The organism is Sphaerisporangium fuscum, assembly GCF_018531465.1.
In the GTDB taxonomy this organism is placed as follows: Bacteria; Actinomycetota; Actinomycetes; order Streptosporangiales; family Streptosporangiaceae; genus Sphaerisporangium; species Sphaerisporangium fuscum.
The window spans coordinates 281,361-292,941 of sequence record NZ_JAHDTF010000012.1 but is presented as its reverse complement, the minus strand read 5'-3'; the positions used below and the strand labels follow the sequence as shown (position 1 = coordinate 292,941).

Genomic DNA, 11,581 nt, shown 5'->3' with positions numbered 1-11,581 from the left:
CCGCAAACGCTGGATCACCCGCTGGAAGGCCGCCCTGAACGCCTTCGCCATCACCTTCGAAGGCCGCCTGACCCCGACCACCCGATAACGAATCGAGATCGAGAAACACCGTTTTCTAGACAGTCCCGCCTTCCGTCACGGAACTGGAGAACTGACATGACTTCAGGCGGACGGAATCCCAACGGCCGCTCATCCATCTACCTGGGCAAGGATGGGAAGTGGCATGGCTGGGTGACCATGGGCGTGAAGGACAACGGTGCGCCCGACCGACGGCACCGGGTGGCCGATTCCAAGGCCGAGGTCACGCGCAAGGTTCGAGAGCTGGAGAAACTTCGAGATGCCGGAAAGACCAGCAAGCCGGGGCGTCGACCGACCGTCGAGCAATGGATGACGACGTACCTCGACACCATCTGCGCGCGCCTCGTGGCCACGGGCAAGATGGCACCTCGAACGCTGGACGACTACCGGAGCAAGAACAAGAACTGGATCGTGCCGCACCTCGGTAAGCATCGCCTCGACCGGCTCATGCCTGAACACCTCGATCGGCTGTACGTCGGGATGGCGGAGCAAGGTAAGGCGGAGTCGCACATCCTCAAGGTGCATCGCGTCCTGTCCAGGGCTCTGGAGATCGCCATGCGGCGCGATCAGGTGGGCCGCAATGTGGCGAAACTCGTCGAGCCGCCCGGTAGCGGTGACGTCGAGATCGAGCCGCTCAGCCGTAGCGACGTGCGAAAGATTCTCGACGTCGTAGCTGGTCGACGCAACGGCGCCCGGTGGGTGGTCGGCATTGCCTTGGGGCTCAGACAGGGTGAAGCGCTCGGCTTGCGCTGGAAGTACGTGGATCTCGACGGGCACGAGGTCAAGATCTGGTGGCAGATCCAGCGCACCAAGTGGCTACACGGGTGCGGAGATCCCGTAGCGTGCACCAAGGACAAGCACCGAGTCCCCTGTCCAAAGGACTGCACCAAGCACCGTCATCGTGAAGGGCTGCCACAAGAAGGGGCACGTCTGCCCCGAGGTGAAGAACGCATGTCCCAAGGACTACACGCGGCACGCGAGTACCTGTCCCAACCGCCAGGGCGGCGGGCTCGGCTTCCGGCGCCCGAAGAGCCGGTCGAAGCGCGTCATCCCGGTCCCTGCTGAACTCATACCCCTGCTTGAGGCACAGCGAGAGGCACAGGAGGTCGAACGGGCTGCGGCCGGCCAGGCGTGGGAGGACAACGATCTCGTCTTCGCCCGGCCGGATGGTCGGCCGATCGACCCACGGCACGATTGGGAGGAGTGGAAGGAGATACTCCAGCAGGCCGGAGTATGGGATGCCCGCGTCCACGATGGCCGGCACACCGCTGGGACCCTACTGATCGACATGGGGGTGCACGTCCGTACCGTGATGGAGGTCCTCGGCCACTCGGACATCCGAGTCACCCAGCGCTATACACATGTCGCGTCGCCGATGGCAAAGGACGCGGCGCGTCAGATGGGGCGGGTGTTGTGGGGAGACGGCCAGTCGCGATAACTGCAACTCGAACTGCAACCAGAAACGATCAAGGGCGTTCTCCAACCGGAGAACGCCCTGGTCATTGTGGAGCCGCCTAAGGGAATCGAACCCTTGACCTACGCATTACGAGTGCGTCGCTCTGGCCGACTGAGCTAAGGCGGCGTGCTGCAGGTGAACCCGCAGCGTGTCGAAGTCTACAGGTTTCCGGCGGTTCTTGCGCCAGGCGTTGCGGGGCAGTGGCAATCTATGGCGGGGGCCCTCCGCTCGCCGCCCGGTCACAGGGCCCCTCCGGCCGCCGCCCAGCTACACGGCCCCTCCGGTCATCGTCCAGCTACACAACCCCTTCGGCCGCCGCCCAGCCACACGGCCCCTTCGCCCACCCGCCCGGTTACAGCCCCCTTCGATCATCGCCCAGCTGTGCGGCTCCGCAGGGGGGTGTGGGAGTTAGGTGATCTTGGGGCAGGAGGTGGGGTTCTTGGGGGGTGTGCGGTCGATCAGGTAGCGGTCGACCGCCTCGTCCACACAGGTGGAGCCGGTGCGGTAGGCGGTGTGGCCGTCGCCGTCGTAGCTGAGGAGTACGCCGGAGGACAGCTCGGAGGCGAGGTTCTTGGCCCACTCGTACGGGGTGGCCGGGTCGCGCTGGGTGCCGACGACGAGGATGGGTGGGGCGCCGGCGGCCCTCAGGGGCTTGTCGGTGACGTTGGGCTGGATCGGCCAGTACTCGCAGGGCAGGGAGCCCCACATGACGTAGGCCCCGAAGCGGGGGGATTCCTTCTGGGCCTTCTCGGCTGCCTGTTCGTAGGCGGACAGCTTGTGGGGATAGGGGTGGTCGATGCAGTTGATGGCCATGTTGGCCTCGGTCTGGTTGGAGTAGCTGCCGTCCGGTTTGCGGTCGACCAGGATGTCGGCGAGCTTGAGCAGGGTGGTGCCGTCCCCGCGGAAGGCCTGGCCGAGGGCGGATCTGAGCACGGGCCAGGAGCGCTTGTCGTACAGCGCGGTGACGATGCCGAGTGTGGTCCACGATTCGTCGATCTGCCGCCCGTCGCCGGTGTCGTTGCGAAGCGGGTGCTGGTCGGTGGCCTTGAGGAGGCTGGTGACCTGGTTCAGGGCGGAATCGGTGTTCTTGGTGGAGAAGGGGCAGGTGGTCTGCTTGAGGCAGTCTTCGATGAAGGACCGCAGGGCCACCTCGAAGCCGTGCGCCTGGGCGGCGTTGACGGCGGGGACCGGCGAGATCGCGGGGTCGATGGCGCCGTCGAGCACCATCGCGCGGATCTTCTTCGGGAACAGGTCCGCGTACACGGCGCCGAGGTAGGTGCCGTACGACTTGCCCAGGTACGTCACGCCTTGGTCGCCGAGGGCCGCTCGCAGGACGTCCATGTCGCGGGCGGCGTCGGCCGTGCCGACGTGGGGCAGCAGTTTCGCCGACTTGGCCTCGCATCCCTCGGCGAAGTGTTTGGCGCCCTTGGCCAGCGCGCTGATCTCGGCGGGGTTGTCGGGTGTGCCGTCGAGCCCGATGAACTTGTCGAGTTCGGCGCCGGTGAGACAGCGCACGGGCGCCGACTCGCCGACTCCGCGGGGGTCGAAGCCCACGGTGTCGAACTTGGACAGGACGGCGGGCGTCAGCACCGACTTGGCGGCCTGCGCGTAGCCGATGCCCGATCCTCCCGGCCCGCCGGGATTGAGGATGATCGAGCCCACGCGGTCCTTGCCGCTCGCCGGGAGCTTGATCAGGCTGATCTGGATGCGCTCGCCTTCCGGGTCGGCGTAGTCGAGGGGGACGTCGAGCTTGCCGCACTGGAAGTCCTGTTTGCAGGGCGCCCACTTGATCTTCTGCGTGTAGTACGGCGCCAGTGCCGCCGACGGCGCCTGGGTGGCCGCCGCCCCTGCCGCAGGTGGGCCGACCGCCGTCGACCCGTCCGCTCCGTGCCCGGACTCCCCCTTGGCCGTGCACGCGGAGGCGATCACCATCGCCGCGAGAATGACGCCGGCCCTGCGGCCGGCGCCTGGAGAGCGCATCATGCGCCGACCACCTGTCCCCCGTTGTCGAACAGCCGCCGGTGATCTTCCGCGCGGCCCTTTGGTTGTACCCCGCCCACCTGGGCTTTCACTCCCCCGAGGGAAGCTGTCCGCCGTACATCGCGTCGTGCTGCTTCCGCGGCGAGCACACGCTCGCCTTCGAGCACGCGCACCTGCGCCCCCCGTCGTTCAGCCGGACGACGACCGAGTCGCCGGGGACGTTGTGCCCGACGACGGTTCCGGAGCCCTCCGGGGTGTCCACCGCGGTCCCCACGCGCGGCGCCGAGGCCCGGAACTCCTGGTACAGGGGGTGCTCGTACTTCAGGCAGCACATCAGCCGCCCGCAGGCGCCCGCGATGCGCAGCGGGTTGACCGGAAGGTCCTGGTCCTTGGCCATGCGGACCGACACCGGCTCGAAGTCCTTCAGGAAGGTGGCGCAGCACAGGTCACGCCCGCAGGGGCCGATGCCGCCCTGCAGCCGCGCCTCGTCGCGCGGGCCGATCTGGCGCAGTTCGACCCTGGCCCGCAGGTTGCGGGCCAGGTCGCGGACGAGGGCGCGGAAGTCCACCCGGTGGGGGGCGGAGAAGTAAACGGTGTAGACGTTGTCGGCGTCGAGGTAGTCCACACCGACGATCTTCATGGGCAGCTCGTGCCGTTTGATCAGGCGCTTCGTCACGCTGCGCGCCTCGGCCCGTCGGCGGCGGTTCGCCTCGTCGCGTTCGAGGTGCTCCTCGCCCGCGATGCCGGCGCAGACGGGCAGGCCGTCGATGTCCTCGCTCACCCACTGCGGGGCCCAGACGCACTCGGCGACCTCGGGGCCGGCGTCGGTCGGCACCAGTACCTTGTCGCCCACCTTGGGGCTGTGGCCGCCGGGGTCGAGGTAGTAGAGCCTCCCGTAGCGAGCAAAGCTCACGGCCATGATCATGCCCATGGAACCCCTCCGCCTCCTCGCCGATACGGATCATGCGTGCGGGCGCGCTTGGGCCCACATTACGCGTACTCCCGTCGTGGACGGCAATATCGGTGATGGCGTGGCTAGCAGGTCACTTTCTTCGTGGTGCGGTCCACGCAGCTCTCGTCGACCACCGCTGGAGACACCCTGCATGCCTTTGAGGGTCCGCACCAGCGCCGGCCGGTCGGTTTCCGGCGCGACCCGGATGCGGAAGGACTCCGGCATGTCCTGCACCTTCACCCCGTTGATGAACACGCTGTTCGACTGGCGGAGGCGGCGGCGTCCGGCGTGCGTGCGCTCGAAGGCCTCCTGGACGACGTCCTCCGCGCCGGCCTGGTCGCCGATCATCAGCAGCGCGAGCCGTACCAGGCCCAGGTGGTGATCGGCGAACAACGCGGCGATGTCGACCGGTTCACCGGTCAAGGAATCCCCGGGCGCTCCGGCTTCTCTGTGCCCCTCGGGTTCCCGGAAGGAGAGCCGTGGGGCGTCCAGTTCGGTTTCCACATGACAGAGACGGCCGGAGGGCCGGTTTGCTGCTCGCCTCAGCCAGGAATCTTCAGGGTGGTCGCGACCGAGCGGAGCGCGGCGTCGAGGCCCGCGAGGGCTCGGGCGTGCGGGTGCGGGCCGGGCGGTACGTCGACCGGTACCCATTCCGGGGCGGGACGGCGCCCCAGGGTGAGGCGGATCGTCGCGATGTTCCGGCGGAGCGCCCCATGAGCGGCGCGGGCCGAGGAGGCCTGGGCATGACGTTCATGATCGGAACAGGCGGCCGCGGTCTCACCGGGCTCCGCGGTCAGCGTCGTAGGATGCTCGGCGGTCAGGGTCGTGGGAGGCTCGGCGGTCAGGGTCGTGGGAGGCTCGGCGGTCAGCGTCGCGCGAGGCTCGGCGGTCAGCGTCGTCAGAGGCTCCGCGCAGGTCAGTACGGCGTCGACGCATTCGGCCAGCTCGTGTCGGGGCGCCGGCCTGCGCAGCAGGAACGCGGCCGCCCGCCGGCTGCGCCGCAGCGCCATCATCGGCTCGGCCGCCACCCACAGGGCCGCGGACCGCTGGTCGAACTCGCGCCTGGCCTCCTCACCGGGGTCCCGAAGGACGTCCCCGAGTGCTTCCAGGACCCGCGAGAGGTTACGGCGTACGACGGCCTCGGTGCGGACCGGCATGAGCACGAACGCCGGCACGATCGCGCACACCGCGCCGAGGAGGATGCCGAGGAGCCGCTCGCCCAGGAACTCGGGCCCGGCCTGCCCGGTCAGGCCGTACAGCACGGCGAGCATGCTGGTCACGCAGAACGACCAGTAGGAGTAGTTCACCTGACGCAGGATGAGCCCCGCCAGCAGGTACGCGAAGATCACGACGCCGGAGACCACCGGATGCCCCTGCACCGGTCCGGCGATGAGGGTCGCCGTGGTGGCCCCGGCGAGGGCGCCGGCGAATCTCTGCAGGCCCTTGTACAGGACGTGCCCCCGCGAGCGCGCGCCGATGGTGATCACGAGGACGGTGATCACCGGCCAGGCCCAGCGGCCGGGGAAGAGCAGGTGCCCGGCGACGAACGCCAGCGCCGTCGCCATGGCCGCCTGCGCCGCCAGCCGCGTGTGGACCGCCCCGGAGGCGGCGGACGGCGGAGCGGCGCCGCGCTCCGGTACGGGAGCGGGCTCCAACGGGACACCGGGCCCCGGCACGACGCCGTGTTCCCCTACGGCACCGGGCTCCGTTACCCCGCCGGGCCCCGGCACGGCGCCGGGCCCCGCTACGGCACCGGGTTCCGAGGCGGCACCAGGTTCCGCGGCGGCGCCGGGTTCCGGGGCGGCCGTGGACGACGCGCCGGGCAGAGCGGGACGGCGCCGGGTGAACGACAGTGCGACGATGCGGTTCCAAGCCAGGGCGACCAGGCAGGCGGGGAGCGCCCACAGCAGGGAGTGCAGCGGGTCCGCCGCGACGGGGACCGGTGACACGAACATGCCGAGCAGCGGGAGCACCATCAGCCGGCCGATCGCCGCCGCCCGGGGTCCGTGGCGCCGCAGCTGGATCGAGACGAAGACGAGCACGACGAACAACGCGCTTCCCGCCCAGGGTGAGGCGTGGATGACCGTGCCGACGGCCGTCACGCAGATCGTCACCAGGGGCAGGCGAACCAGGAGGGAACGCCACTCCTGCCCCTTGCCCACCCTGTCCAGGGAGAAGGCGATCACCACGCCGACGACGATGACGCCCAGCGACCCGTGGCCCCACCGGACCAGCGCGGCGAGTGTGAGGAACGTCCCGAGCGCCACGACGAACGACCGCAGCCCCTCCAGGACCGCAGGGCGGCCGGGTAGAGGGAGGCGGCGTGACAATCCCAGCGAAGTCATCAGTACCTGCGTATCGATGGACGACTCAGACAGGCTAGATAGTAAGACTTAGCGTAGGATTTTCCTATGGATTTTCCGGAAGCCCCCTCAACCGCCGAGGCCTCGGCCGTACGCCGGGGCGCGCTACGCCTCGCCAGGCGGCTGCGGAGCGAACGCCCGGGCGGCGGCCTGAGCAACGCCAAGCTCAGCGTCCTCGCCCACCTGTACCAGCGGGGCGGCATGACCCCGAAGGCCATCGCGGACGCCGAACGGGTCCAGGCCCAGTCGATGACGCGGGTGCTCGCCGAGCTGCAGAAGGACGGGCTGGTGGCCCGCGGTCGCGACCCGCGCGACGGGCGGCAGGCGTTGATCACCATCACGGCCCGCGGCACCGACGCCCTGGTCGAGGACATGTCCCATCGGGACGTCTGGCTGGCCGGGGCGATGGAACGGCACCTGTCGCCCGCCGAGCGGCGGATCCTGCACATGGCCGGCGAACTGATGGAGCGCCTGGCCGAGACCGAGGACCGAGAAGGGTCAGACGACCAGGCTGAGCAGGCCGGCCATGGCGAATCCGACCAGTGAAAGGATCGTCTCCAGCACCGTCCAGGTCTTCAGCGTGTCCTTCACCGACAGGTTGAAGTACCGCGACACGATCCAGAACCCGCCGTCGTTCAGGTGCGAGGCGATGATCGACCCCGCGGCGATGGCGATGGCGATCAGCGCGAGGTGCGCCTGTGAATAGTGCAGGTCCTTGACCAGCGGGGCGACGATCCCACCGGTGGTGACGATCGCCACCGTCGCCGAGCCCTGGGCCAGCCGCATGCCGCAGCTGATGAGGTACGCCAGCACGATCACCGGCAGTCCCGCCGAGGAGAGGGTGGTGGCCAGCGCCTTGCCCACCCCGGTGGCGGCGATCACCGCGCCGAAGAACGCGCCCGCGCCGACCACGAGCAGGATCATGCCGACCGGACGCAGCGAGGTGCTCGTCAGCTTCGACAGCTCGGCGCCGGTCATGCCGCGCCGGGTGCCGAGCAGCCACATGGCGAGCAGGACGGCGATGGTGAGCGCGACGGCCGGGTTGCCGAGGAACGTGACCAGCGGCAGCACCGCGCTCCCCTTCCACCAGACGCCGCCGAACGTCGCCAGCAGGATCAGCAGCAGGGGGATCGCGATCACCAGGCCCACCAGCCCGAGGGACGGCGCCGGGCGCTCCTCGCGCGTCTCGTCGGGGGCCGCGATGAACTCGCCGGGCACCTCGACGTGGATCCGCTTGCCGATGTACGAGCCCCAGGCGACACCCGCGACCAGGAACGCCGGGATGCCGCAGGCCAGGCCCATGATGATGAGCCAGCCGAGCTCGATCCCGAGGAGTCCCGCGGCGGCGACCGGGCCCGGGTGCGGGGGCAGGACGGCGTGGGTGATCGACAGACCGGCGAGCAGCGGCAGCGCGTACAGCACCAGCGAGCGCCCGCCCCGGCGCGCGCTGATGTAGACCAGCGGGGCGAGCACGAAGATGCCGATGTCGAAGAACACCGGGATACCGAAGATCAGTCCGGCCAGGCCCATCGCGAGGGGCGCGCGACGCTCGCCGAAGAGGCCGAGGAGCCGCCGGGTGAGCACGTCGGCCCCGCCGGAGGCCTCCAGGATCGCGCCGAGGACGGTGCCGAGGCCGATGATCGGGGTGATGTGACCGAGGATGCCGGCGAATCCGGTCTCGATGAGGGAGGTCTTGGCGCTGAGGGCGGTGCCGACGATTTGCTCGACCGACAGTCCGGCGGCGAGGGCGAGGAGAAGGCCGGAGACCAGCAGGGCGATGAAGGGCTCGAGCTTGATCTTGATGATGAGGAACAGGAGTACGGCGATGGCCAGCGCGCACAGGACGAGCAGGCCGCCCGTCTGGTGCTGCAGCCAGTCGATGGTCGGCTTCACAGGGAGCCTTTCGCTGTGGTGGTGCCGTGGGGGGTGCGCCGCAGCGCCCTGCCGGGCAGGGCGCCGGTGTGCCGGCCGTCCTCGATGACCGGCACGCCGGCCACGAGCACGTGGGGGATGCCCTCGGGCTGTTGCCGGGGGTGGTCGAAGGTGGCGGTGTCGCGCACGGTCTCGGGGTCGAAGAGCACCAGGTCGGCGTGGTACCCGGGCCGGACCAGCCCGCGATCGGCGAGCTTCAGCCGCCGGGCGGGGCGGCCGGTCAGGTGGGCGACGCATTCCTGCAGGGTCAGGACGCCCAGCTCGCGGACGTACCGGGCGAGGTAGCGGGGGAAGGTGCCCCAGGCCCGCGGGTGCGGCTGCGTGCCCACCAGGAGGCCGTCGCTGCCGCCGGTGTGCGCCGGATGCCGCATGATCGCCTGGACGTTCTCCTCGTGGCCGACGAACTGCAGGATCGTGGTCCCGAGCTCGTCCTCGACCAGCAGGCGCCGGAAGTCGGCGAAGTCGCGCACCTTGGTGCCCACCCGTGCGGCCAGGCCCGCCGTCCGGGTGCCGGAGATCTGGATGGTGTCCCAGTCTGCCGGTACGCCGTGGCAGCCGTCGGAGCCCTCGACCTCCATGACGTGCCGGATGCGCTCGGCGGTCGCGTCGTCGCGCAGGCGCGCGAGGGTCCGGCTCGGTCCTCCCTCGGAGGCCCAGCTCGGCAGCAGCGCGGCGAGCGTGGTGGATCCGGGCAGGTAGGGATAGGTGTCGAGGGTGATGTCGCAGCCGCTGTCGATCGCCTCGTCCAGGAGGGCGAGCAGGTCGCCGGCCCGTCCCTTGTTTACCTCGAAGTTCATGGTGGCGTGGGCCAGGTGCAGGGGGCAGCCCGACCTGCGCGAGACGTCCACCATCTCGGCGTACGCCGCGAGCGCCCCCGCGCCGTACGACCGGTGGTGCGGCGCGTAGAACCCGCCGAGCCGGCCGACGACCTCGCACAGGGCGATCAGCTCACCGGTCCCGGCGTACATGCCGGGCGTGTAGGTCAGGCCGGAGGACATGCCGACCGCGCCCTCGTCCATGGCCTGGGCGACCAGGCGGCGCTGCTCGGCCAGCTCGGCGTCGGTGGCCGGGCGGTCGTCCCAGCCGACGGCGAGCATCCGGACCGAGCCCTGCGGGACCAGGTAGCAGGCGTTCACCGCGATGCCCTGGTCGAGGCGGTCGAGGTACTCCTCCACGGATCGCCAGTTCCAGTCGAAGCCCTCCGGGTCGCCGTTCCATCCCGCGATCTGCCGGCGGAGCTGCTCCAGCGTGGTGTCGTCGACGGGCGCGTACGACAGCCCGTCCTGGCCGAGCACTTCGCAGGTGACGCCCTGGCCGACCTTGGCCAGGTGGTCGGGCTCGGTGAGGAGCCGCAGGTCGGAGTGGGCGTGCATGTCGATGAAGCCGGGGGCGAGGACCAGGCCGGTCGCGTCGACGGTCCGGCCGCCGGTGGCGTCCGGGCCGATTCCCGTGATGCGGCCGTCCCGGACGCCGACGTCGGCGACGTACGGCTCGGCTCCGGTCCCGTCGACGACGGTGGCGCCCTTGAAGATCATCAGAAGTACGTCCTGAGCAGGTCGACGACGACCTCGCCGTCGACGACCGGGATGAGGGACCACTTGTCCATCGCCGTGCAGGGATGGGACAGGCCGAGCCGCACCACGTCGCCGCACTCCAGGTCGGTGCCGGCGTCGAGTTCGAGGTAGGTGTGCTGGTCGTTGAGGGCGGTGACCCTGGCGCCCTTGAGCTCCCCCCTGCCGCGCACGTGCTGCGGCTCGGGCAGCCCCTCGTCGAACGGCAGGTCGCGCTTGCCCGCGTCCAGCAGGGCGAGGCCCGGCTCGGGCCGGGAGATGACCCGCGCCCATCCGTGCATCGCGGGCCGGAACGGGGTGGTCTCCCGCAGCGGCGAGATCGCGCGGTAGAAGCCGTCGTCGTGGATGACGTAGGCGCCCGAGCGCAGGACCAGGCGGGCGGGCAGGCCGCCGAGCACGTCCACCACCTGGTCGAAGTACGCGCTGCCCCCGGCGGTGACGATCGGCTCGGCGGTCTCGTGGTCGAGCCGCCCGAACAGGTCGGCCAGCCCCTCCAGGTAGCGGCGTACCGCCGCCAGGCTGGCCGGTGTGGCGTCGTGGCCGAACGACCCCTCGTACCCGGCGACGCCCGCCAGCCGCAGCGCCGGCGCGGCCCGTACGGCCTGGGCGACCTTCTCGGCCTCGGCGGCGGTGCGGGCTCCGGTACGTCCGCCCGGTGCGCCGAGCTCGACGCAGACGTCCACGGGCCGGGGGGTGTCCCGGAGGGCGGCGTCCATGATCTCCACCGAGCGCACCGAATCGGCCCAGCAGATGAAGTGGAAGTCCGGGTCGTCCTCCAGCTCGCGCCGGATCCAGGCGAGCCCGGCGGGGTACGGCAGCGCGGCGGCGAGCATGAGCCTGCGCACGCCGAACGCCCGGGCGACCCGAAGCTGCGGGAGGTTGGCCAGGGTGAGCCCCCAGGCGCCCGCCTCGATCTGCCGCTGCCACAGCCGCGGGGCCATGGTGCTCTTGCCGTGCGGCATCAGCACGGCACCGGCCCGGGCGGCCCAGCCGGCCATCAGGGCGATGTTGTGCGCGAGGGCGGGCTCGTCGAGCGTCAGCAAGGGTGTGCCGAACTCCGCCAGGGTCGGCCCGGTCGCGAGGAAGTCGGCGACGGTGCCGGTGACACCCGCCGGAAGCGCCTTGAACCGCCAGTCGAGACGCTCACCTCGCAACGCGCCGACCGCCTCCGCGTCGATGCCCATGCCATCTACCCCTTGCGTTGCGTATTTTGCAACGAACGTTGCACGTAATGGAAAGGTGTTCTAGC

The 11,581-nt window shown here is 70.3% G+C and carries 10 protein-coding genes and 1 tRNA gene; 3 read left to right on the top strand and 8 right to left on the bottom strand.

Annotated elements, in window-relative coordinates; translation table 11 throughout:
* The first annotated feature begins 231 nt into the window (after positions 1–231).
* On the top strand, positions 232–1,143 hold the full coding sequence (locus KIK05_RS46955; RefSeq protein WP_250562867.1) for a tyrosine-type recombinase/integrase: 912 nt from the start codon (positions 232–234) through the stop codon (positions 1,141–1,143).
* A complete protein-coding gene (locus tag KIK05_RS49415; protein ID WP_372455594.1) occupies positions 1,127–1,516 on the top strand; it encodes a tyrosine-type recombinase/integrase in 390 nt (129 codons plus the stop codon). The genes KIK05_RS46955 and KIK05_RS49415 overlap by 17 nt, the downstream gene beginning before the upstream one ends.
* Positions 1,517–1,583: 67 nt before the next feature.
* On the opposite strand, the gene KIK05_RS16555 is transcribed toward KIK05_RS49415, so the two are convergent.
* From KIK05_RS16555 to KIK05_RS16535, 5 genes are all read right to left on the bottom strand, one after another.
* Positions 1,584–1,660: transfer RNA gene (locus tag KIK05_RS16555), tRNA-Thr, on the bottom strand.
* Between the two features lie 282 nt (positions 1,661–1,942).
* Positions 1,943–3,517, bottom strand: coding sequence for an alpha/beta hydrolase (locus KIK05_RS16550; RefSeq protein ID WP_214411595.1), 1,575 nt, complete (start codon positions 3,515–3,517; stop codon positions 1,943–1,945).
* An 85-nt stretch (positions 3,518–3,602) separates the two neighbouring features.
* On the bottom strand, positions 3,603–4,433 hold the full coding sequence (locus KIK05_RS16545) for a PSP1 domain-containing protein (RefSeq protein WP_372455593.1): 831 nt from the start codon (positions 4,431–4,433) through the stop codon (positions 3,603–3,605).
* A gap of 42 nt (positions 4,434–4,475) precedes the next feature.
* Positions 4,476–4,970 (bottom strand): RNA polymerase sigma factor, encoded by a 495-nt coding sequence (locus KIK05_RS46950; protein ID WP_308249951.1) that lies wholly within the window; start codon positions 4,968–4,970, stop codon positions 4,476–4,478.
* A 38-nt stretch (positions 4,971–5,008) separates the two neighbouring features.
* A complete protein-coding gene (locus tag KIK05_RS16535) occupies positions 5,009–6,811 on the bottom strand; it encodes an FUSC family protein (protein ID WP_214411593.1) in 1,803 nt (600 codons plus the stop codon).
* 66 nt (positions 6,812–6,877) lie between these two features.
* Between KIK05_RS16535 and KIK05_RS16530 the strand changes: the two genes are divergently transcribed.
* Complete coding sequence (locus tag KIK05_RS16530) at positions 6,878–7,375, top strand: MarR family winged helix-turn-helix transcriptional regulator (protein ID WP_214411592.1); 498 nt, start codon at positions 6,878–6,880, stop codon at positions 7,373–7,375.
* Here the strand turns inward: KIK05_RS16530 and KIK05_RS16525 are convergent.
* The 3 genes from KIK05_RS16525 to KIK05_RS16515 are packed head-to-tail and all read right to left on the bottom strand — an operon-like array spanning position 7,328 to position 11,516.
* Entirely contained in the window at positions 7,328–8,722 is a 1,395-nt protein-coding gene (locus tag KIK05_RS16525) for a GntP family permease (RefSeq protein WP_214411591.1), read from the bottom strand. The genes KIK05_RS16530 and KIK05_RS16525 overlap by 48 nt on opposite strands.
* On the bottom strand, positions 8,719–10,296 hold the full coding sequence (locus KIK05_RS16520; protein WP_214411590.1) for an N-acyl-D-amino-acid deacylase family protein: 1,578 nt from the start codon (positions 10,294–10,296) through the stop codon (positions 8,719–8,721). Before KIK05_RS16520 ends, KIK05_RS16525 begins: the two co-directional genes overlap by 4 nt.
* Positions 10,296–11,516, bottom strand: a complete 1,221-nt coding sequence (locus KIK05_RS16515) for an amino acid deaminase (protein WP_214411589.1) — start codon at positions 11,514–11,516, stop codon at positions 10,296–10,298. Before KIK05_RS16515 ends, KIK05_RS16520 begins: the two co-directional genes overlap by 1 nt.
* Positions 11,517–11,581 lie beyond the last annotated feature (65 nt).

What these genes read in the sequence shown, in the direction of transcription:
- KIK05_RS16535 (WP_214411593.1), bottom strand. Translation starts at nt 6,811, where the DNA reads ATGACTTCGCTGGGATTGTCACGCCGCCTCCCTCTACCCGGCCGCCCT.
- KIK05_RS16515 (WP_214411589.1), bottom strand. Translation starts at nt 11,516, where the DNA reads ATGGGCATCGACGCGGAGGCGGTCGGCGCGTTGCGAGGTGAGCGTCTC.
- KIK05_RS16520 (WP_214411590.1), bottom strand. Translation starts at nt 10,296, where the DNA reads ATGATCTTCAAGGGCGCCACCGTCGTCGACGGGACCGGAGCCGAGCCG.
- KIK05_RS16550 (WP_214411595.1), bottom strand. Translation starts at nt 3,517, where the DNA reads ATGATGCGCTCTCCAGGCGCCGGCCGCAGGGCCGGCGTCATTCTCGCG.
- KIK05_RS16545 (WP_372455593.1), bottom strand. Translation starts at nt 4,433, where the DNA reads ATGGCCGTGAGCTTTGCTCGCTACGGGAGGCTCTACTACCTCGACCCC.
- KIK05_RS16530 (WP_214411592.1), top strand. Translation starts at nt 6,878, where the DNA reads ATGGATTTTCCGGAAGCCCCCTCAACCGCCGAGGCCTCGGCCGTACGC.